This window comes from Conexibacter sp. CPCC 206217 (assembly GCF_030646165.1).
Taxonomy (GTDB): domain Bacteria; phylum Actinomycetota; class Thermoleophilia; order Solirubrobacterales; family Solirubrobacteraceae; genus Conexibacter.
Window position 1 is genome coordinate 80,146 of record NZ_JAUTDO010000009.1, and the last position, 20,916, is coordinate 101,061.

A 20,916-nucleotide genomic window follows, 5' to 3' on the forward strand; every position below is an offset into this window, starting at 1 on the left:
ATGACCCTCATCCATACCTGTTATCGCATCGTCGACATCGACGAAAGCGTCGCCTTCTACGAGGCGCTCGGCTTCGAGGAGCGCCATCGCATGGCGTTGCCCGACGGCGCGACCAACGTGTTCCTCGGCACGCCCGGCGACAGCGACCGGCTCGAGCTGACCTACAACCCCGGCGTCGAGAGCTACGAGATCGGCACCGGCTACGGTCACATCGCCATCACGACGCCGGACATCGACGTGACGCTGGCGGACCTCGGCACGCGGGGCATCTCGCCCGAGCGCGCGCCGTACACCGTCAGCGCGGACGGCCCGCGCATCTGCTTCGTGCGGGATCCCAACGGCTATCGGATCGAGATCGTCGAAGGCACTGGATGACGGTCCGCGCGACGGCGGAGTTCTCCGGGACCGATCCGCGGACCGGGGAGCGGGCCCCCGGCGCCTACGTCGACGCCACGGCGGCCGAGGTCGCCGCGGCGGCGCGCGCCGCCCGTGCGGCGTTCCTCTCCGAGGGCGATCGGCGCACCTTCTCCGACGCGGCGCTGCTGCGGGCGGTGGCCGAGCAGATCGACGCCCGCGCCGCCGAGCTGTGCGAGGCGGCCGAGCGGGAGACCGGGCTGACCTCGGCGCGGCTCACAGGCGAGGTGGCGCGGACGACCGGCCAGCTGCGCGCCTTCGCCGACGTGGTCGACAGCGGTGAGCTGCTGGAGCCGATCGTCGACGCGGCCGACCCGGCGGCGACGCCGCCGCGACCCGACCAGCGGCGGATGAACCTGCCGATCGGCGTCGTGGCGGTCTGGGGCGCCGGGAACTTCCCGTTCGCCTTCGGCGTCGCCGGCGGTGACACGGCCGCGGCGTTCGCCGCAGGCTGTCCCGTCGTCGTCAAGGCGCACCCTTCGCATCCGCGCACCTCGGAGCTGACCGCCGAGGCGGTGCACGCCGCGCTGCTCAGCGTCGGGGCCTCGTCGGCCTGGTTCTCGCTGCTGCAGGGCCGCGAGCACGCCACCGGCGTCTGCCTGGCGACCTGCGACGACGTCGACGCCGTCGCGTTCACCGGCAGCCGATCCGGCGGGCTGGCGCTGGTGCGGGCCGCAGCCGAGCGGCCGCGCCCGATTCCGGTCTACGCCGAGATGGGCGCGGTCAACCCGACCGTCGTCACGCCGGCGGCGGCCTCCGCGCGCGGCGCGCAGATCGCGCAGGAGCTCGGAGGCGCGATCGTCGCGAGCAACGGGCAGCTCTGCACCAAGCCCGGCATCATCGCGCTCGTCGACGACGGGGCGGCCCGTGCGCTGGTCGGCACGCTCGCCGAGCTGCTCGCGGCCGGCGAGTCCCAGCCGCTGCTCGACTCGCGCACGAAGGAGGCGTTCGTGCGCGGCGCCGACGAGCTGGCCGCGGCGCCCGCGGTCGAGGTGATCGCGCGCGGAGCCGAGACCGATCGGCCGGGCAGCTGGCAGGCGCCGCTGCTCGCGCAGGTGGCGGCGTCGGCGCTGACGTCCGGAGTGACGCAGGTCGAGGAGGTCTTCGGCCCGGCGGCGGTGGTCGCCTGGTGCGCCGACGAGGCCGAGCTGCTGAAGCTGCTCGAGTCGCTGGAGCCCGCGTTGGCCGCGGGGCTGTACGCCGAGGCCGAGGAGGCCGCTCTGCACCCGATCATGGTGCGGCTGCAGCGCAAGGTCGGACGGCTCGTCTTCGACGGCATCACGACGGGGGTGACGGTGGGGCGCGCGACGGTGCACGGCGGACCGTTCCCGGCGACGTCGATCGACGGGCACACGTCCGTCGGCATGACGGCGCCGCGGCGCTTCCTGCGCCCGGTCGGCTTCCAGGGCTTTCCCGAGGCCGCGCTGCCCGCGGCCCTGCGCCGCCGCGCGGCGTCCTAGCCGTCGCGCACCGCGCTTCCGCCCCGCCGCCGGCCCGCGGCGACGCGGAGCACCCCGCCGCCGGTCGGGGTCAGAGCAGCTCGAGCGGCTCCTCCACGATCGGCGCCTGCGGCGGCGGTCGGCGCAGGACCAGGCTGAACGAGACGACCGCGGCGGCGCCGGCGCACGAGAGGGCGACGATCGCCGGGACGACCGCGCTGTCGCCGCCGCCGAGCCCCGCCAGCGGAGCCGCCACCGCTCCCATCGTGTACTGGAAGACGCCCATCAGGGCCGAGCCGGAGCCGGCGACATGGCCGTGCTCGGAGAGGCCGATCGCGATCGTGTTGCCCTGGACGAAGCCCCAGCTTCCGAGCATGCACGCCCAGCTCGCCTCCAGCGCGATCAGCCCGAAGCCCGCCAGCTCGACGACCAGCACCCCGGCGGCGCCGGTCACCATCATGCAGAGGCCGAACCCGGCGAGTCGCGTCGGAGCGAAGCGGTGCAGCAGATGGGCGTTGATCTGGTTGCTGGTGACCATCGCGGCCGCGTTGATCCCGTACAGGATCCCGAACAGCTGGGGGGAGGCGCCGTAGCCGTCCTCGATCACGAAGGTCGCGCTGGAGACGAACACGATCAGTGCGCCCATCGTCAGACCGAGGGTCGCCGTGCAGCCGACGAAGCGGCGATGGCGCAGGAGCGCGCCGAAGGTCTGCATCGTGTCGGCCAGGGTGCCCGAGCGCCGCGCCTCCTTCGGCAGCGTCTCGGGAAACCACACGAACGCGCCGATCACGAGCAGGATCCCGAAGCAGGCCTGCACGACGAAGATCCCATGCCACGACGCGACGCGCAGGATCGTCGCGCCGATCGTCGGCGCGACGATCGGCGCGACCCCGTAGATCAGCGTCAGCCGCGAGTAGTAGCGAGCGGAGTCGCGCAGGCCGAACAGGTCGCGCACCACCGTGCGCCCGATCGCCATGCCGCACGCGCCGGCGGCGCCCTGCAGCAGCCGTCCGGCGCACAGCACGGGAAGCGACGGGCTCACGGCGCACAGCAGCGACGCGAGCACGAACAGCACGAGCCCGCCGAGCAGCGGCAGCCGGCGCCCGACCACGTCGGCCAGCTGGCCGAAGACGAACTGGCCGAGCGCCATGCCGACCAGGTACAGCGAGATCGTCAGCTGCGCCGCCGAGGTGGTGACGTCGAGCTCCCGTGCGACGGTCGGAAGCGAGGACAGATAGAGGTCCATCGCCGCCGGGCCGACCGCGCTGAGACAGCCGAGCAGCAGGAAGAAGCGGACGCTCTCGGGCGGAGGGGCGGACCGCGGCCCGCCCCTCGTCGTGGTGCCCGTCATGGCGGGCCCTGCTAGGCCCGGTCGACGCGGCGGCCTTCGCGCCGCTCCCAGCCCTCCGTGAAGAGATCGAACCGCACCTGCTCACGCGGGTGCTCGGCGACCGCGTCCCAGTCGACGCCGATGCCGAGGCCCGGTGCGGTCGGAACGGGCATCGCGCCGTCGTCGCCGACGTGCGGCAGGCCGGGGAACAGGTCCCGGACCCAGCTGTCGGCGAAGTCGTTGAAGTGCTCCTGGATCTTGAAGTTCGGCACGGTCGCGGCCAGCTGCAGGTTGGCCCCCGTCGCGATCGGCCCGCCGACGTTGTGAGGCGCGAGCAGCACGTATCCCGTCTCGGCCGTGGCGGCGAGGTGGCGCAGCTCGAGGATGCCGCCGAAGTGGCAGAGGTCGGGCTGGATGATGTCCGCCGCCTGCAGCTCGAACAGCTCGCGGAACTCGTAGCGGGTGTGCAGCCGCTCGCCGGTCGCGACGGGAACGTTCGCGCGCTCGGCGACCTTCGCGAGCGCCTTCAGGTTCTCCGGCGGGACGGGCTCCTCGATCCAGCCCGGGCGGTAGGGCTCCAGTTCGCGGGCGATGCTCAGCGCGGTGGAGGGGGTGAAGCGCCCGTGCATCTCGACGAACAGCTCCGCGTCGGGGCCGATCGCGTCGCGGACGGCCTCGACGAGCGCGATCGACGTGCGGCGCTCGGGGGCGCTGAGCTCCTGCTGGCCGGGCCCGAAGGGGTCGACCTTGAGCGCCCGGTAGCCGCGTTCGACGACCTGCTTGGCGGCCGCGTGGAACTCCTGCGGTTCGCGCTCGACCGTGTACCAGCCGTTGGCGTAGACGGGGACGCGCTCGCGCACCGCGCCACCGAGGAGGCGGTGGACGGGCTGTCCGAGCGCCTTGCCCATGATGTCCCAGCAGGCCATCTCGACGGTCGCGATCCCAGACATCACGACCGCGCCCGCGCGGTCGTAGTCGTTGCGGAACATTCGCTGCACGAGTGACTGGACCTCGAACGGGTCGCTGCCGACGACGTGCGCGTCTTGCGCGTAGGAGAGATATCCGAGCAGCGCGTCGGTGTGGTTCACCATCCGCGCCTCGCCGAGTCCGGTGATCCCCTCGTCGGTCTGGACCTCGACGACCGTCAGGTTCCGCCACGGGGTCCCCACAACCTGAACACGCAGGCCTGTTATCCGCATATACAGACATCCCTCCTCATATTCGGACAACCAATATACCGACCGCGCCAGTGCGCGACGGCGGCGCGAGCGGATCGGTCGTCATGCGGACGTGCGCGGTGCCACCGCCACCGTCAGCCCCTGCCGGCGCAGCCGCTGAACCGCCGTCGCGGGGGTGGCGTCGTCGACGACGATCAGGTCGAACTGCGCCAGCGGCGCGACGCGGTGCAGCGCGACGCGATCGAGCTTCGTGTGGTCGACCGCCAGCACCGTGCGCCGCGCCGAGCGCAGCATCGCGCGCTTGACCAGCACGATCTCCTGCTCCTGGTGGAAGGCGCTGCGGTCGGAGACCGCCGCGGTCGAGACGATCGCGAGGTCGGTCGACATCGCCTCGATCGCGTCGATGCACGCGACGCCGAGAAACGAGTCGTGCGCGGCGTGGTACTCGCCGCCGAGCGCCAGCAGCCGGATGCCCGGCACGTCGCACAGCAGCTTGATCGACTCCAGGTAGTTGGTCACGACCGTCAACGGCGTCACGTCGCCGAGCAGACGCGCGAACGCCAGCGCGGTCGTCGAGTCGTCGAGCATCAGCGACATGCCCGGCTCGATCAGTTCGCGCAGGCGGCGGGCGATCGCGTCCTTCTCGCGCCGGTTGGCCTCCAGCCGGTAGGCGATGTTCGATTCGAACACGCTCGACGGCAGCGCGGTCGCGCCGCCGCGGTGCTTGCGCACGATCCCGTGCGCTTCGAGGTCGTCCAGGTCGCGGTGGACGGTCATCGCGCTGATCTCGAACCTGCTCGCCAACTCGCTGACGGAGACCGATCCACGGCGCATCACGTACTCGGCGATCCGCCGGCGGCGCGCGGACGCGCTGGACGCGCGCGGGCTCATCGGCCGCTCGCCCGCGTCGGGTCCCGCAGCGGCGCGTTGAGGCGCCGCAGCCCCGCCCCGCGCGCGCCGAGCGAGATCTCCGCGAGCGCGTCGTGGTCGATCCGCGGCAGCGCGCGGCGGTAGGCCCCGAGTTCGATCCCCAGCAGCTCGCAGAGCGCCAGTCGCAGGATCGTGTTGTGCGCGACGACGAGCACGCGTCCGCCGGGCGCGGCCGCGGCGGCGTCCCGCAGCGCCGCCGCGGCGCGATGGGCGGCCGCGGCAGGGTCCTCGCCGCCCGGCAGCGGGTGAGCGACCGGGTCGCGTTCGAACGCCCGCACCGACTGGGGGTGCTCGGTGCGCAGCTCGTCGAGCCGGCGTCCCTCGGCGGCGCCGAAGTCGAGCTCGCGCAGCCGCGCGTCGCGCACCAGTTCGAGGCCGGCCGCATGCGCCGTGCCGGTCGCGGTCGCGACCGCTCGGACCATCGGCGAGCAGCGGATCGCGTCGAGCTGTGCGCCGGCGGCCCACCGCGCGAGTCGTCCCGCCTGCTCGCGGCCGACGTCGTCGAGGTCGATCTCGCTGGCGCCGGCATAGCGTCCGTCGGCGCTCCACTCGGTGCGGCCGTGGCGGGACAGGAGCAGGGTCGTGGAGGTCATCGCGCCACCGCCGCGGCGGCGAGGACCGGGGCCAGGTAGCCGCGCTCGACGAGCGCCTGCGCGAACGCGCCGAAGCGCTCCTGGAAGCGGGCGGCGCGGTCGGGGCGCGGCTCGATCCGCGCGCTCGGTGCGAGCAGCCGCTGCGCCGCGTCGCGCAGCGATCCGCCGTCGGCGCCCGCCGCTGCCAGCACCGCCATGCCGACCGCGGCTTCGGGGTGGCGCGGCAGCTCGACCGGTCGGCCCAGCACATCGGCGCGCAGCTGGCACCAGTAGCGGCTGCGGGTCGCGCCGCCCGTCAGTGCGAGCGGCCCGTCCAGCGGCGCGCCGAGTTGGGCGAGCGCGGCGACGCCGATCCGCTCGACGTACGCCACCCCTTGCAGGAGTGCCGCGAAGCGGTCTCCGTCGTCGGCGGCGACGCCGATCGTGAATCCCTCGGCCTCCGGCCGGTAGAAGGGAAAGCGCTCCCCGCGCGCGGTCAGCGGGTAGGTCAGCGGTCCGGCCGGCTCGTGCGCGGCAGCGGCGACGTCGAGGGCGGGAAGGTCGCGGCCGGGGAAGGCGGCCGCGAGCGCGCCGGCGCCGACGTTGGAGGCACCACCCGGCAGCCACTCGCCGTCGGGGGAGCGGTGGCTGTAGACGGCCCCGTGGGGGTCGCGCAGCAACTGCTCGCTGACGCCCTTGAGCACGAGCGTCGTGCCGAGCACGGAGACGACGCGGCCGGGGGCGAGCGCGCCGGCGGCGATCTGGCCGCCGCAGCCGTCGGTCATCCCGGCGACGATCGCGGCGCCGGCCGGCAGTCCGGTCGCGGCTGCGGCCGCGGCGCCGAGCTGTCCGATCGGGGTGCCGGGGGCGACGACCCGGGGAAGCGCCTGCGGGGGGATCCCGAGCCGCTCGAACAGTTCGACGGGCCAGCGGCGGCGGATGCTGTCGTAGCCGCTCTTCAACGCATGGCTGGCGTCGGTCGCGGTCGGCTCGCCGGCAAGACGGGCGGCGACGAAGTCGGCCGAGTGCAGCACGCGGGCGTCGGCGGGCAAGCGGGCGGCGGTGCCGCCCGCTCGCGCAGCCGCGCCGGTCGCGTCGCCGCCGAACAGACCGACGAGCTTCGGCAGCGCCCACGAACCCTGCATTCGCAGGCCGAGCTCGTCCCACAGCGCTGCGCCCTCGGCGGCGACGCGCGCGACGTGCGGGGCGCCGCGGTCGTCGTCGTACATCACGCCCGGCGTCAACGGCTCGCCGTCGCGGTCGGCGAGCAGCAGCGTCCCCGAGGTGCTGCAGATCGCCAGCGCTCGCACGGCGCCCACGTCGACCGCGGCGCGCGCCTGCGCCAGCGCCGCAACGGTCGCGCTCCACCATTGCTCGGGATCCTGCTCGTGCCGGCGGCCGGGGCCGCGACGACTCTGCAGCGGGGCGGTACCGCCGCCGACCAGCGTCCCGCGCTCGTCGAGCAGCGCGACGCGCACGCCTTGCGTGCCGACGTCGACGCCGACCCAGACGGCCGCTCCGACAGGCGCTGATGCACCGTCGTCGGGTGTGTGCACGGCGTATGGGAGAACGTCAGTCATCGACGGCCATCATCCCAAAATCACACCAGTTGGCGTTAGATCCAACAGCGTGGTGATCGTCCGCGTCGAGACGGTGGACGCAAGACGCATTCGGCCGAACGCGGTGATCCGGTCGGCCGCCGCCTGCGTGTGTACAGACATCAGGTGTAAAGCTTTCCGTCGAGACTGCCGAGAGACCCCGCGAAACGTATGACAGAGAAACCGATCACCGGAGTGCCAGACCGCAGCGTGCTGATTGACCTCGTCGAGGGCCTCGACGACCTGGCGATCATCCTGCTCGACGTCGAGGGGCGCGTGACCCTGTGGAACCGCGGCGCTGAGCGCCTGAAGGGGTATGAAGCGAGCGAGATCCTCGGCGAGTCGTTCGAGCGCTTCTATCCCCAGGAGGCGATCAACCTGGGCCATCCCCGGCGAGAGTTGGAGGCAGCGGCGGCGCTCGGGCACTATGAGGAAGAGGGCTGGCGACTGCGCAAGGATGGATCGCGCTTCTGGGCTCACGTTCGCATCGTCGCCGTCTACGATCCGAGTGGCGTCCTGCGTGGCTTCGGGAAGGTCACGCGCGACCTGACCGATCGCAAGCAGTCGGAGGAGCAGCGGGCGAACGTCCTCAGACTGCTGGAGACGACCGCGCGCACCGACGCGCTCACGGGTCTGGCCAACCGCCGCGCCTGGGACGAGACGCTCGCGCGTGACATCGCGCAGGCGCGGCGACGCGGCACCCCGCTGTCGATCGCGATCGTTGACGTCGATCGCTTCAAGGAGCTCAACGATGAGCTCGGGCACAGCGCCGGCGACCAGTTCCTCAGGCGTTGCGCGATCGCTTGGCGCGATGCGTTGCGGGAGGGCGACCTGATCGCTCGCTACGGCGGCGACGAGTTCGCCGTCAGCCTGCCCGACTGCGCCGCCGAGACGGCGGTCTTCGTCCTCTCACGGCTGCGCGCGGCGACGCCGAACGGTCGCGGCTGCTCGGTCGGGCTTGCCGTCTGGGACGGCAGCGAGTCGTCCGAACGGCTCTTCGGTCGCGCCGACGCTGCGCTGTATGAAGCGAAGGCGACGGGACGAGACCGGATCGTCCACGCCGCTTGCGGCGCTCGCCGCTGAGCGCGTCCACCGAAGACCGGACGCGTCTTTCAGCGACTGCGCAGGAGCGTCTCGGCGTGAGCGGCGAGCAACTCGATGCAGGAGCGCAGGGGCGGGTCGATCGCCGGTCTGGCGGCCTTCCAGGCGATCGCGAGGACCGCGCGCGAGTCTGCCGCTGCGGGAATCGGCTGAAACAGCGCCGAGCGGGCGTCGAAGCGCTCCGCCAGCCGCGGCGACGGTATCGGATGCGTGGAGAGGTCTTCGACGAACAGCGGATGTCGCGAGGCGTATGCGGTCGCGACGCCGGAGTGCTCGGTCAGCGCGTTGGTGCGCAGCCCGGGTCGCACACCGCCGTGCGATGCCGACAGGACTAGCTCGCCAGGGGCCGCGCCGGGCTGCCAGAGGCCGACCACGTCCGCCTGTGCGAGCTCGGCCGCCTGCTCGCACAGCCGTGCGGGCAACGCGTGCGCCGGCGCCGTCTCGAGCGCCGCGTAGACGGCCTGGAGCCTTCGCAGCGTCACCGAGTAGCTGTCCACTGCGGCGGTCGCGTCGCGGCGCACGAGCAGGTTCGCGAGTCGCACGCCGATGCTGGCGAGGGCGTTCATGTCGCCGCGGTCGGGTTTCGGCATGTCGGCGCCGAAGAACTCGACGACGCCGAGCGCGCCGTCGCGGTCGAGGAGCGGGATCGCCAGGGCGCTGCGCAGGCCGGCCGCGCGCAGCGCCTCGCCGCGCAGCAGCGCCGGCTTCGCGTCGACGTCCTCGACCCACACCGGATCGGGCGATTCGAGCACGACCCCGGGCAGGCCCACGCCCGCGGCGAACGTCATCGCGCGCGTCATCTGCAACAGCGGAGACTGCGCCAGCCGCTCGGCCGACCAGACCGTCACGCAGCGCAGCGACCGCTGCCGCTCGACGTTCGGATCGGTGCGCCACCACGCGGCGAACTCCGCGCCCAGGGTGCGTGCCAGCCGCGCCGCGGTCGTGTGGCAGACCACGTCCAAGGCTCCGCTGTCGGTCATCGTCTGATCCAGCGCCTGGTGCAGGCGCAGACTCAGCTCCACCGTCCCATGCGACCGCGCCTGCGGTTGGGCGGGGCAGCTCGTCACCGCCGCAGCCGGGCGCCGTGACGCGGAGGTCAGCTCGCGATCGAGCCAGGCGTACAGCTGCGGGGGCGGCAACGGCGCACTCACCGCGTAGCCCTGCGCGATCTGGCAGCCAAGACCAGCGAGCAGCTCGAGCTCTGCCTCGGATTCCGCACCTTCGGCGACGACCGTCATGCCGAGGTGGCGGCCCAGCGCCGCGATCGCCGTGATCACCCCGGTGTCATCGGTGCGGCGCAGCTGCTCGACGAAACTGCGATCGATCTTGACCTCGTCGAGCGGGAGCGACTGCAGCCGCCCCAGCGACGAGTAGCCGCTGCCGAAGTCGTCCAGCGACAGCCGCACGCCGAGGCTCTTGAGGCGACCCAGGACCTCGCGCAGCACGCTCGGATCGCCGCTCAGCGCATCCTCGGTGACCTCGAGCGTCAACCGTTGCGGCGTGACGCCCGAGCGGTCCAGTGCCGCCCGCACGCGACGGACGATGCCGACGTCCGACAGCTCTCGCGCGGACACGTTGACGGCGACGCGGAGGCTCGGCGCCCCGAGCCCGTCGAGACGCTCCACGCAGCCGAGCGCCTGCTCCAGCACCGCGGCGCTGACCGCTTCGCCGAGTCCGTGCGCCTCCGCCAGCGGGATGAACGTCAACGGCGGCACCGGCCCCGAGCGCGCGCTGGACCAGCGCGCGAGCGCCTCGACCGCCACGACGCGGCCGCTGCACAGGTCGACCTGCGGCTGCAGGTCCACGCGCACCTCGCCGGCCCGCAGCGCCGCCGCCAACTCGCCGCCCGACGGCTGCGGCGCAACCGCGGCCGCGGTCGTCGCAAGCTCGTGGAAAGACGAAGTGAGTGACACGCGTAACTCCGATCAGGCTCGCTGACAGTTTCCTGCATCACCTCGACGGTCTCTCTCACCCGTCGATGGGAACAGTCTGCGCCCGTAGTGCGTAGAGCAGTCGCATTCGGATGCGCCGCTCAACGGATGTACTGCCGCGTGCGCGGCTGCGCGACACGTCGCCCCAATCGCTCAAGCCCGAGTTCCGCGCGGTCGATACAAGACGGCTGGAGCGATCCGTTGCGCAAGCTCGTTCGTTCGGTCATCCGTCCACTCTTCATTACGTGATGAACCGGCTGGGAAGCGTCGCCGCAATTCACTTCACAGCCCGTCGGCAGCACCACGCCGACTCCCGACTCCGGAGGACGCTGCGCGCCATGTCTGCATCTCACCGCCGTCTCACAACGCTGTGCGCCATCGCCGCTGCCGCGACGCTGATCGTCCCGGCCGCCGCATCGGCCGCCGGGACCGTCCACCTCTCGGCCGACCGCTACGACGTCTCCGAGGGCGCCGGCAACGCCGTCATCACGGTCACGCGCACCGAGGCCGCGCGCGGCGGCGAGGTGCGCTACGCCGTGTACCACAAGACCGCGCAGCAGTTCCAGGACTACCAGCCGGTGAGAGGACGCATCGACTTCGCTCCCGGTCAGACGACCGCGACGTTCGAAGTCCCGATCGTCGACGACCCGCTCGTAGAGCCCGACGAGACGGCCACAGTCGGGATCTACGGCGCATATCCCGAGAGAGTCGGCAAGCCCGATCGTGCACTGCTGACGATCGAGGACAACGACGCGATCTCGACCGATCCGCGCGACACGGTCAATCCGCTGGGCCTGAACCCTGCGCCGACGGGCGACAACCCGCTCGAGGGCGCGCGCTTCTACAGCAACCCGTCCCAGACGATCGCCGGGACCTATGCACGTCAGATCCGGGGCAAGAACCCGACGGCCGCAAAGGCGCTGCAGGTGATCGCCGATCAGCCCGAGGCAAAGCGCTTCGGCAGCTTCAACGCCCAGCCCGGCTACGTCGTCTCGAAGTACCTCGCCGAGGCGTTTCACAGCAATCCCGGGGAGGTCCCGCTGCTCGGCACCTACCGCTTCCATCACCACACCTGCGGCGGCTACAGCGACAGCCCGGCCGAGGCCGCGGCCTACAAGAAGTGGTACAGAAAGTTTGCGCAGGGGATCGGCAACAACAGGGTCGTCGTCTTCTACGAGATCGACGCGCTGATCACCGCGAAGTGCCTTTCCGGACAGGGCTTGAAGACCCGCATCGACGAGATGCGCTCGGCGATCGACACGCTCTCCAGAGTCCCCCACGCGGTCGTCTACGTCGACGCGGGCGCCAGCGACGCGCGGCCGCCGCAGAACATGGCGAAACTGCTGCGCGCGGTCGGCGTCGACAAGATCCAGGGCTTCTTCACCAACGCCACGCACCAGAACAAGACGATCCGCGAGATCAAGTACGCGAACAAGATCTCAGCCGGAATCGGCGGCAAGCACTACGTGATCAACACCGCCACCAACGGCAAGGGCGCGCTGCGCCCGAGAAGTCGCGTCAAGTTCGGCAACTCGATCCGCTGCAACGCACCCGACCGCGGCCTCGGTCCGAAGCCGACCTCAGACGTGCCGGCGCGCTTCGCGAAGCTGGACGGCGTCTTCTGGATCGGCAACCCCGGCCGCTCCGCCGGCGGCTGCGGCAAGACGGACGCGGCGACCGGCACGTTCGTGCTCGACTACGCGCTCGACCTGATCAAGAACGCCAACTTCCGGCTCCCGCGCTGAGGTGGACCCGCGTAAGCTCTGTCGCCATGTGCATCCAGTGCATGGCAGGCGCGATGACGGCGACCGCCGGCGCGGCGGGCATACGCGCGTGGCTCGCGACGCGCGCCTTCGGCTGGCTGACCCCCAAGCGCCTCAAGGCGATCACGATCGTGCTCGTCGCAGGCGCCCTGCTCGCGACGACGGTCCTCGTGAGAGGAACCACGGCGGCGAGCGCGAGCAGAGGCCAGTCCCATGTACGCATGGATTCGCTCAGCGGGCGTACATGATGACGCCGACGCCGGCGAGACAGAGGGTCGCGCCGACGAGGTCGGCGCGGTCGGGGCGGAAGCCGTCGAAGGCGACGCCCCAGAGCATCGAGCCGATGATGAAGACGCCGCCGTAGGCGGCGAGGACGCGGCCGAACTCGTTGCTTGGCTGGGCGGCGGCCACGACGCCGTAGAGGCCGAGCGCGACGATTCCGAGCGCGATGACGAGCGCGCCCTTGTGTTCCTTGATGCCGATCCAGACGAGATAGGCGCCGCCGATCTCGGCGAGCGCGGCGGCGATGAAGAGCGCGATCGAGCGGCCGGTCATGCGCGGCATCCTGTCAGGGCTGCGCGCTTGCGGCCGTTCGCTCGCGTCACGCCTTGGTCGCGGCGAACGCGTCGGCCAGTTCGTCGAGCATCAGCCGCGCCGCGTCGTCGGCGGGCGACGCGATCGTCAGCACGATCGCGCCGGCGTCGTCGCGCAGGTCGAAGTTCAGGAACGCGCAACAGCGCGACTCGGCGGTGACGATCGCGGCGAGCCGCTCGCGCGTGTCGTCGCTCGCGCGGAAGCGCAGGCGGGCGGTCGTGGGGGTGCGGTCGGCGGTCAGGAGCGCATCGGCGCCGATCGCTTCCATCTCGGCGAGTCGCTTGGGCAGCTCGGTCGCCGACAGCGAGCAGGCGATGGGGGTTCGAGTGGGCATGCGGCTACTGTGGGTGTTGAACTCGTGTTGAAGTCAAGGCGGTGATCTCGGAGATGGACGACGCGACGCTGACGATCGGCGAAGTCGCCAGACGAGCTGGTGTCAAGACCTCGGCGATCCGCTACTACGAGCGCGTCGGCGTTCTGCCCGAGCCCGACCGGCTCGCCGGTCAGCGCCGCTATACCGCCGAGACGGTTCGCCGCCTTCAGGTGGTCGATGTCGCCAAGCGGGCCGGGTTCTCGCTCGACGAAGTGCGAGAGCTGTTGGACAGCGACCGCGCGTCGGACTCGCTGCGCATGCTGGCGCAGCGCAAGCTGCCCGACGTGCAGGCACTGATCGAGCGCGCCACGGCGATGCAGTCCTGGCTGACGACCGCGACCGGCTGCGACTGCCCGACGCTCGACGTGTGCGACCTGTTCGGCCCCGACGCTGAGCGACCCGAGGGATCGGATCGTGCCGCGTTCCTGCCGCTGACGCACGTCGGGTAGGGGCCGCAAGCCGGCGCGATGCGGCGCCTTCGCACGCTCGACGTTGGTGTCAGCAGCCCGATCACGGTTGGCAGGCCTCGCGGTTGTCCGCGTCAGGGACGTACGTCAAGACCCCGCCGCTCGTCCTGCTCCCACGGCGGCGCCTCCGGAAACGGCCGCCGCGGAGCGGAGAGCGCCTTACCATTGGTCGCCATGCGCATCGACGAGATCATCGCGACGTCGCCCGATCCGACGTTCTCCTTCGAGTTCTTCCCGCCCAAGACGGACGAGGCGGAGGCGGCGCTCCACGGAACGCTCCAGGCGCTGCGCGAGCTGCAGCCGTCGTTCGTGTCCGTCACCTACGGGGCGGGCGGCAGCTCGCGCGACCGGACGATCAACGTCGTCCGCAACCTGCGCCTCGAGCACGGCCTGGAGGCGATGGCGCACCTGACCTGCGTCGGCGCGACCAAGGACGAGATCCGCGCGGTGCTCGGCCAGATGCGCGACGCCGAGATCGACAACGTGCTGGCGCTGCGCGGCGACCCGCCGGGCGGCGAGGAGCGGTTCTCGCCGACGCCGGGCGGCTTCGCGTCGTCGCCGGAGCTGACCGCGCTGCTCGCCGGCGAGTACGACTTCTGCATCGGCGGGGCCGCCTACCCGGAGCCGCACCCCGACGCCCGCCACGAGCACGACGACGTCGAGACGGCGAAGGCCAAGGTCGCGGCCGGCGCGCGGTTCCTGATCACCCAGATCTTCTACGACAACGCCGACTACTTCTCGTTCATCCGCCGGCTGCGCGACGAGGGCGTCGACGTGCCGGTGATTCCGGGGCTGATGCCGATCACCCAGATCAGCCAGTCGCGTGGCTTCCTGGCGAAGATCGGCGCGCGGATCCCGGACGCCTACCGGCGCGAGCTCGACGCCCGCGCGGACGACCCGGACGCGGTCAAGGACCTGGGCGTCAGCTACGCGACCCAGCAGGCGGCGCAGCTGCTCGCCGCCGGGGCGCCGGGAATCCACTTCATCACGATGAATCGCAGTCCGGCGACGCGGGCGATCCTCTCGACGCTGCGGCTCCACCGCCCGTGGGAGAACGCCGATCCTGCTCGTGCAGTGGCGTCGAACAGCACGGCGTGAGAATCCTGTCGCCATGATCAGTCGCGGGCAGTATCGCCTCGCGTGTCGACTCCCGGCGAATCTGCGCATAGAAAGCCCCGCCGGAGCGTGGCTCTTCCTGCGCAGACCTATCCGACGACGCTGACCGCGCCGCGCAGCCGGGGTCACTGTGCGTGGCCGGCCCAGGCGGTGAGCTTGGCGGGGTTGCGCACGACCCAGAGGCGATCGGCGCGGCCGTCGGTGACGGTGATCGAGATGACCGCGAGCGGCCGCCCGGCGCCGTCGTGGGCGAGCAGGCCCGGTGTGCCGTTGACGGTCGTGCCCGTCAGCGAAAGGTCTGGCTGCCGCGTCAGGACGCCGAGCAGCAGCCGTGCGATCGCGCCCGCTCCACGGACGGGTTCGCGGGGCGCGCTGACGTGCCCGCCGCCGTCCACGAGTGCGACGGCGCCTGGGTCGAGCTGGCGCACGAGGCCGTCGAGGTCGCCTGCCTCCCATGCCCGTTTGATGGCGCTCGCGGTTCGGGCGAGCTCCGCGCCATCGCCGCTGCGACGGCGCTCGTCGCGGGCGCGGTTGCGTGCGACGGAGGCGAGTTGTCGGCAGGCATGCGGCGTGCGCCCGACGATCGCGGCGATCTCGTCGTAGCGGTAGTCGAAGACGTCGTGGAGGACGAACGCGACCCGCTCGGCTGGCGTCATCGACTCGAGCAGGACCAGCAGCGCCATGGTCAGCGACTCGTCGTGCTGTGCGAGTTCGGCCGGGTCGGCGACGTCCGTGGCGCCGACGGCGCTCGTCCAGGGAAGCGCGGAGGGCTCCGGCTCGGGCAGCCATTCGCCGACGTAGTGCTCTCGTCGCGCACGAGCGGAGCGCAGGACGTCGAGGCAGACGCGGCTGACGGTAGTGGTGAACCAGGCCTGCGGCACGCGCACCTCGCCGCGGCGCTCGTGCGAGAGCGCGTACCAGCGTGCGTACGCCTCCTGGACCGCGTCCTCGGCTTCCGCGAGAGAGCCGAGGAGCCGGTAGGCGACGCGCAGCAGCTGCGCGCGGTCAGAAGGTTCGAGGTCGGTCATCCCGGGGTCGGCGACGGAATCCACACGGTGTTGACGACGCAGCAGCTCGGAACGTCAGGTCGTGCCGCACGTCCGCCGCGCCTGACGTCGGGGTGGGCTGGCTCGTCATCACTGTGAGAGGGGAGGACGGTCCACCCCGCAGACGAAAGCAGAGTACGACCATGGCTGACGAGCTGACGACCTTCATCAACATCATCGAGGTGGACCCCGACCGGCAGCAGGAGCTCGTCGAGCTGCTGACGACGGGTGCCGAAGAGGTGATCCGTCACCGACCGGGCTTCGTCGACGTGACGATCCTCGCCAGCCTCGACGGCGCCCGCGTCGTCAACGTCGCTCGGTGGCGCAGCCCGCAGGACGTCGAGGCGACGCAGGCCGATCCCGCCGCCGCCGAGTACGCCAAGCGGGTCGCCGCGATGGCGCCCGCCGCGCCCGCGCTCTACCGTGTCGCGGCAGAGGTTCGCTGAGGACGCATGTCCGTCTTCGCCGTCGCGGTCGTCACGACGAGTGGCCGACCGGACGATTGAGTTTGCGCCCCGGGAAGTCCACCGATCGGCGGTGTATCTCAGTCTCGGAGCCAGCGACCCGAAACGTCGCGCCTGCGCAGCAGGCCGAGATATGCCGTCGGGCGGTGTATCGCGGTGACCGCAAGTCCGTTGTCGAGACTGCGTGTGCGCCAGTATGCTTTGTTCGGGAATCCGACAATCGGGTCACCGCCAGGTTGGGGTGGCATATTCCGGTGACGGCGCACTCAGTATCGAGCCTGAGCAAAGATATGTAAAAAGGTAGTGAAATTAGGCGTGATTGCGCGGCTCGTCGGAGCTGTGCTGGGATTGAGCGGAGCACCGGTGAGCCGCTCACGACGAAGGGGACGCATGAGTTCACGGGGCATTCACCGATTTGTTCGGTGCGCGGGCGCGCTGGCGGCGACCGTGTTGATCACCGTCGGCGGCGCTGGCCAGCGCCGCACCACCGCTTGACCCAACGCAGTTGAATACTCCACAGGCGCGGGAGATGGCGAAGGCCGCGGCCGCAGATTCATACGCTAAGGCGTACAACGTAAGTGTCGACAAGGCGCGGGAGATCCTTGACGAGCAGGCGAAGGGTGAAGGCCTGCCCGAAGAGCTGCGTAAAGAGATCGGCGAGAGCTTCGGTCAGGTCTGGTTCAACAACGGGCGCTACGTCGTCGAAGTCGGGCCGGGTGGGAGCGTCGCCGCGGTTCGGCGAGCAGTCGAGGGTCGCGGCCTGGCCACGGACACGGTCGTGCGTGAGGTGGGCTGGAACGAGACGACGCTCAACGCCGCATTGCGCGATGTCGCGGAGCGTCTGGATCGCGAGATCCGTGCCGGGTAGGTGTCGGCGATGATCGTTGGCGGTGGACTGAAGGTCACGGGCTTTTATGCGACGGCTGCTGGGGGGAACCACTTTCTCACGGCCGGGCATTGCATCCAGGCTGCGGGAACCCCGCGGAACGTCTGTGATCTCAGAAGAGCGTGTTCGCTGATGGGCTGGGATGTCGGAGGCTTCGTGAACGCCGGTGGTGACGTTGGCGTCATCGCCCTGTCGGGTTACTGGCCCCGTACCCCGCGTTCCTGGATTGAACCAGTCCGTGGACCACGGCAGGTGTAAGCGGTGTGGGATCCAGCGTCATCAACGGCTACTATTGCCATACTGGCACGGGATCCCCGACCTATGGTCACTCGGCATCGACCTGCGGCACGAACCAAGGAATTACGGCGGTCACATACACCGGATACCCAACCGCCTACCTTCAGACCTTGAACGGCGAGTACCTTTGCATTTGGCGGGGTGATTCGGGCGGACCCGTCTGGAACCCGGCGACCGCTGGCGCGACCGGTATCACCAGCGGCTTCGGCACCAGAGAGGATCGCAGAAACGGGGGATGCAACACACTCTTTTGGATGTACTACACCGATGTCGGCCCCGCCGCTGCAACACTTGGCGTCACGGTCGCTCACCTCTAGCATGAGTAGCCAGGGGAACTTCAAGCAGGGAAGGGGCAGAGGATGAAGCGTGGTTCCAGCCGCACAGCGAAGTGCACGACGCGCCTCGCTGTTGTGGCTGTCATGGCTGTCGGCGGCGTGGTGGCGATGCCCGCCGCTGCGGTCGCGACGACGTACGCGACCGCTCGGCCGCCGATCGACGTGCTGCCGGTGAACCCGGCTGCCGAAATCGGCCGCCCTGGTCTCGCAGGTTGGATTGGGACGCCTGGTTACACGGCGACGGCGTATGGGACGCCGGGCGACTTCCCCGATGCGGCTGTGTCGGCGTCGATCGCGGCCGGCAGCGGGACCGGCGGAGGCGGTGCGATGTTCTTCGACCCGGGCAACGAGCCGAACGCCCGGCTGGTGCAGGATGTCGATCTGACAGCGTTCGCAGCGAGAATCTCGAGTGGCGAGGTCAATGATCTCGGGCTGGTCGCATTTCTCGGCGGATTCGGCAGTTCTCCGGACACAGTCGACATCCAGCTGACTCCCCTCGATGCTCTCGGCCAAGCGCTGGTGACGCCGACGCGCATCCCAGGGCCTACTGCCTCAGAACGAGGAAACCAGACGATGCTGGCGGCGCGTGGAGATCACCTGCCGCTGCCGTCCGCCTCTCGCAGCGTCCGGCTCGAACTGATCGCCACTGGACAGCCGGGTCAGAAGAACCACGGCTACGCCGACGAGATCATCCTCATGCTCGGCAACCGGCCCTCCGGTCCGATCTATCAGACGCCGGCCGGGGGCGGACCGAGTAGCGTGGCTCAAACCATCGACCGGCAGGCGCCGCCGACCGGCCCCGCTCCAGACCCTGGCATCCCCGGCCGTCCCACCATCACCTTCGGCAAGCAAGCTCCGGTCCTGCTGAAGCGAAACAGAGGCCTCCTGCTCGATCCGCGTGCAACGGTTGCTTGCCCTGACGACGGGTTGACGTGTCCCGTGACCCTGAAGGCACGCACCAGAGCCGGAGAGGTCATAGCCACCGGTACTGTCAAGATCAGAGCGAATGGCACGGCCAGACCACGGCTCACCGTCAAGGCCGCCGCCGCGAGAAAGCTCAGGAGAGGCGCTCGTATCCGGGTGACGATCGACGTGGCGGCTGCCGTCGGCCGGCGGCCACCATCAGCCACAGCCACACGCAACGCGACGCTCCAACTCCCAACGACGAAAAGATAGTCCCGGCTTTGGGGGGTGCCGCGCTTCGGGCGCGGTTCCCCCAAGCCGGAAACCCGCGTCGGGCGTCAGAGCCGGATCTCGATGCGGGGTGTAAATCGCGGGTTTGACCCCCGTCGCTCCCGCGACCCGAGCATTGGTCGAACCTGTGGCGAGACGCCGCCGTGGTCGTCCATCGTGTCGAGAACAATCGGCTGCGTGGACGGCTCGATGCCGTCACTCCCGCGACCTCGACCAACGCGAGGAGAGACATCCGATGCAACACGCGCATTCCCGGGCGTCGAGCGACGCGGACGTTGAAAGGCTAGGTTCCGTGCGGGATGCGGGTAGGGACGAAGTGAGTGTTTGAGGCGGTCGCGGACTTTGGTTGGCCGGGCGCCCGCGCCGACGATTCCACGAAATCGCTGATGGGCTCCATTTCTGCCTAGCGTGTCGATTCCCCGGCGAACCTGCCCATAGAAAAGCCCCGCCGGAGCGGGGCTTTTCCTTAGCAGGCCTGTAAGCCGGATTCTGTCGGGAGCAATCATCCATCTGTGCGGCCGACCTGGACCTTGGCGGGCAACCTGCGAACGGTCCGGCTTGACCTTGCATCGGGTGGGGTTTGCCTTGACGCGCCGCGTCACCGCGACGCCGGTGCGCTCTTACCGCACCTTTTCACCCTTGCCGGCCTGTCGCTCGCGGACGAGCGGCTGACGTAGGCGGTATGTCTCTGTGGCACTTTCCCGCGGGTTTCCCCGGGTCGCCGTTAGCGACCACCCTGCCCTGCGATGTCCGGACTTTCCTCGAAGGCCCGTGCTGCACCTCCGCGACTGCTCAGCCTGCCGCCACAGGTTAACGCGCGCGAGCGTGATCGCGTTCGGACAGTGCGCCTGACGCCGGCCGCGCGGCACCGTACACTGCTCTTTTTGCGCGCGCGGCGATTGGTCGCAGCGGCGAACGAAACGGACGAGCGTGGACTGGTACTTGGAGGGCACCGAGCCGGAGGCCGTCGCCGACCTGCGTCGTGAGGTCGGAGAGCACCTGCGTCGCCATGCCGCTCCCGGCTCCGACCTCGACGGCGCCGCGATCGCCATCTCCGAGCTGCTCAGCAACGTCGAGCGCCACGCGCCCGGCCCCGCCTGGGTCCAGCTCGACTGGTCCAGGGTGCGCGCGGTGCTGTCGGTCCACGACCTCGGCGCCGGCTTCGAGGACACGCGCGAACTGCCCGCCGACCTGCTCGCCGAGGGTGGCGGCCGCGGGCTCTTCATCGTCTCCAACGTCGCCGGCTGGATGACCGTCGCCGCCAAGCGCGCGGGCGGCTCCAGGGTCACCGTCGAGCTGCCGGTGCTGCGCGACCTCGAGCGCGACCAGGACGTGCCGCGCCGCCGCCCGGGCGCGCTGCCCGCGCCCGAGGAGGTGCGCCCCGACGGCTTCTTCGACAGGGAGTCGTTCCTGCGCGCGCTCGTCGTGCAGCTCGCCGAGGCGGTCGAGCGCAACGAGGGACCGGACGCCGCCGCGGCCGCGATCGCGCAGGTCGGCGCCGACGTCGGCGGTCGCATGGAGGACGAGTACCGCCGCGTCGAGGGCGTCGTCGGCGACCTCGGCCCGGCCCAGATCGCCGACCTCTACGTGCGCCTGAAGGCCGCGATCGAAGGCGACTTCTACGTGATCGACGCCGACGACGAGCGGATCGTGCTCGGCAACCGCACCTGCCCGTTCGGCGACGTCGTGCGCCGCGCACCCGGCCTCTGCCGCATGACCTCCAGCGTCTTCGGCGGGATCGCGGCGCGCAACACCGGCGGCGCGTCGGTCGTGCTGGAGGAGCGGATCGCGCTCGGCGATCCGGAGTGCCGCGTCGTCGTGTGGCTCAAGGGCGCGCACCGCGGCGAGTGGCGCAGCGCGCACGAGTTCGGCGCGATCGGCGGCTGAG

At 70.9% G+C, this 20,916-nt stretch carries 20 protein-coding genes and 1 other RNA gene; 11 read left to right on the forward strand and 10 right to left on the reverse strand.

Annotation, left to right across the window (positions count from 1 at the left end; translation table 11 throughout):
* Nucleotides 1–375 carry a VOC family protein gene (locus tag Q7L65_RS22285; RefSeq protein ID WP_304724660.1) on the forward strand — a complete coding sequence of 125 codons (375 nt, stop codon included), beginning with the start codon at nucleotides 1–3 and terminating at the stop codon, nucleotides 373–375.
* The gene (locus Q7L65_RS22290; protein WP_304724661.1) at nucleotides 372–1,874 is read left to right on the forward strand and encodes an aldehyde dehydrogenase family protein; all 1,503 of its coding nucleotides are present in this window, start codon (nucleotides 372–374) and stop codon (nucleotides 1,872–1,874) included. Before Q7L65_RS22285 ends, Q7L65_RS22290 begins: the two co-directional genes overlap by 4 nt.
* A 70-nt stretch (nucleotides 1,875–1,944) precedes the next feature.
* Here the strand turns inward: Q7L65_RS22290 and Q7L65_RS22295 are convergent, their stop codons facing one another.
* The 5 genes from Q7L65_RS22295 to Q7L65_RS22315 form a co-directional block, all read right to left on the reverse strand.
* Nucleotides 1,945–3,204, reverse strand: a complete 1,260-nt coding sequence (locus tag Q7L65_RS22295) for a multidrug effflux MFS transporter (RefSeq protein ID WP_304724662.1) — start codon at nucleotides 3,202–3,204, stop codon at nucleotides 1,945–1,947.
* Nucleotides 3,205–3,215: 11 nt separating this feature from the next.
* Entirely contained in the window at nucleotides 3,216–4,382 is a 1,167-nt protein-coding gene (locus tag Q7L65_RS22300; protein ID WP_370552617.1) for a mandelate racemase/muconate lactonizing enzyme family protein, read from the reverse strand.
* A gap of 81 nt (nucleotides 4,383–4,463) precedes the next feature.
* Entirely contained in the window at nucleotides 4,464–5,252 is a 789-nt protein-coding gene (locus tag Q7L65_RS22305; protein ID WP_304724664.1) for a DeoR/GlpR family DNA-binding transcription regulator, read from the reverse strand.
* On the reverse strand, nucleotides 5,249–5,884 hold the full coding sequence (locus tag Q7L65_RS22310) for a histidine phosphatase family protein (protein WP_304724665.1): 636 nt from the start codon (nucleotides 5,882–5,884) through the stop codon (nucleotides 5,249–5,251). The genes Q7L65_RS22305 and Q7L65_RS22310 overlap by 4 nt, the downstream gene beginning before the upstream one ends.
* Nucleotides 5,881–7,443: an FGGY-family carbohydrate kinase gene (locus Q7L65_RS22315; RefSeq protein WP_304724666.1), complete on the reverse strand. Its 1,563-nt coding sequence runs from the start codon at nucleotides 7,441–7,443 to the stop codon at nucleotides 5,881–5,883. Before Q7L65_RS22315 ends, Q7L65_RS22310 begins: the two co-directional genes overlap by 4 nt.
* 213 nt (nucleotides 7,444–7,656) lie before the next feature.
* Between Q7L65_RS22315 and Q7L65_RS22320 the strand changes: the two genes are divergently transcribed.
* Nucleotides 7,657–8,544: a sensor domain-containing diguanylate cyclase gene (locus Q7L65_RS22320; protein WP_304724667.1), complete on the forward strand. Its 888-nt coding sequence runs from the start codon at nucleotides 7,657–7,659 to the stop codon at nucleotides 8,542–8,544.
* Between the two features lie 29 nt (nucleotides 8,545–8,573).
* Here Q7L65_RS22320 and Q7L65_RS22325 read toward each other — a convergent pair whose 3' ends face one another.
* Entirely contained in the window at nucleotides 8,574–10,475 is a 1,902-nt protein-coding gene (locus tag Q7L65_RS22325) for an EAL domain-containing protein (protein ID WP_304724668.1), read from the reverse strand.
* 356 nt (nucleotides 10,476–10,831) lie between these two features.
* Between Q7L65_RS22325 and Q7L65_RS22330 the strand changes: the two genes are divergently transcribed.
* Nucleotides 10,832–12,238, forward strand: coding sequence for a glycoside hydrolase family 6 protein (locus tag Q7L65_RS22330; RefSeq protein WP_304724670.1), 1,407 nt, complete (start codon nucleotides 10,832–10,834; stop codon nucleotides 12,236–12,238).
* Between the two features lie 41 nt (nucleotides 12,239–12,279).
* Nucleotides 12,280–12,504: a hypothetical protein gene (locus Q7L65_RS22335; RefSeq protein ID WP_304724671.1), complete on the forward strand. Its 225-nt coding sequence runs from the start codon at nucleotides 12,280–12,282 to the stop codon at nucleotides 12,502–12,504.
* On the opposite strand, the gene Q7L65_RS22340 is transcribed toward Q7L65_RS22335, so the two are convergent.
* Together Q7L65_RS22340 and Q7L65_RS22345 are read right to left on the reverse strand one after the other, a co-directional pair.
* Entirely contained in the window at nucleotides 12,488–12,811 is a 324-nt protein-coding gene (locus Q7L65_RS22340) for a YnfA family protein (RefSeq protein ID WP_304724672.1), read from the reverse strand. The genes Q7L65_RS22335 and Q7L65_RS22340 overlap by 17 nt on opposite strands.
* Nucleotides 12,812–12,857: 46 nt before the next feature.
* Nucleotides 12,858–13,184 (reverse strand): hypothetical protein, encoded by a 327-nt coding sequence (locus tag Q7L65_RS22345; RefSeq protein WP_304724673.1) that lies wholly within the window; start codon nucleotides 13,182–13,184, stop codon nucleotides 12,858–12,860.
* Between the two features lie 53 nt (nucleotides 13,185–13,237).
* On the opposite strand from Q7L65_RS22345, the gene Q7L65_RS22350 reads away from it, so the two are divergent.
* Nucleotides 13,238–13,672, forward strand: coding sequence for a MerR family transcriptional regulator (locus Q7L65_RS22350; protein WP_304724674.1), 435 nt, complete (start codon nucleotides 13,238–13,240; stop codon nucleotides 13,670–13,672).
* A 192-nt stretch (nucleotides 13,673–13,864) separates the two neighbouring features.
* Nucleotides 13,865–14,788, forward strand: coding sequence for a methylenetetrahydrofolate reductase [NAD(P)H] (gene metF / locus Q7L65_RS22355; protein WP_304724675.1), 924 nt, complete (start codon nucleotides 13,865–13,867; stop codon nucleotides 14,786–14,788).
* Nucleotides 14,789–14,931: 143 nt separating this feature from the next.
* On the opposite strand, the gene sigJ is transcribed toward metF, so the two are convergent.
* The gene (gene sigJ, locus Q7L65_RS22360) at nucleotides 14,932–15,858 is read right to left on the reverse strand and encodes an RNA polymerase sigma factor SigJ (protein ID WP_304724676.1); all 927 of its coding nucleotides are present in this window, start codon (nucleotides 15,856–15,858) and stop codon (nucleotides 14,932–14,934) included.
* Nucleotides 15,859–15,995: 137 nt separating this feature from the next.
* Between sigJ and Q7L65_RS22365 the strand changes: the two genes are divergently transcribed.
* The 3 genes from Q7L65_RS22365 to Q7L65_RS22375 all read left to right on the forward strand — a co-directional run bounded on the left by Q7L65_RS22365 (nucleotide 15,996) and on the right by Q7L65_RS22375 (nucleotide 19,010).
* Entirely contained in the window at nucleotides 15,996–16,298 is a 303-nt protein-coding gene (locus Q7L65_RS22365; protein ID WP_304724677.1) for an antibiotic biosynthesis monooxygenase, read from the forward strand.
* A 547-nt stretch (nucleotides 16,299–16,845) separates the two neighbouring features.
* A complete protein-coding gene (locus tag Q7L65_RS22370; protein ID WP_304724679.1) occupies nucleotides 16,846–17,184 on the forward strand; it encodes a hypothetical protein in 339 nt (112 codons plus the stop codon).
* Between the two features lie 674 nt (nucleotides 17,185–17,858).
* The gene (locus tag Q7L65_RS22375; protein ID WP_304724681.1) at nucleotides 17,859–19,010 is read left to right on the forward strand and encodes a hypothetical protein; all 1,152 of its coding nucleotides are present in this window, start codon (nucleotides 17,859–17,861) and stop codon (nucleotides 19,008–19,010) included.
* A 480-nt stretch (nucleotides 19,011–19,490) separates the two neighbouring features.
* Here Q7L65_RS22375 and rnpB read toward each other — a convergent pair.
* Nucleotides 19,491–19,832, reverse strand: an RNA gene (gene rnpB / locus Q7L65_RS22380) — RNase P RNA component class A.
* 126 nt (nucleotides 19,833–19,958) lie between these two features.
* Between rnpB and Q7L65_RS22385 the strand changes: the two genes are divergently transcribed.
* Nucleotides 19,959–20,915, forward strand: a complete 957-nt coding sequence (locus tag Q7L65_RS22385; RefSeq protein WP_304724683.1) for a methanogen output domain 1-containing protein — start codon at nucleotides 19,959–19,961, stop codon at nucleotides 20,913–20,915.
* The last annotated feature ends 1 nt before the right edge of the window (nucleotide 20,916 follow it).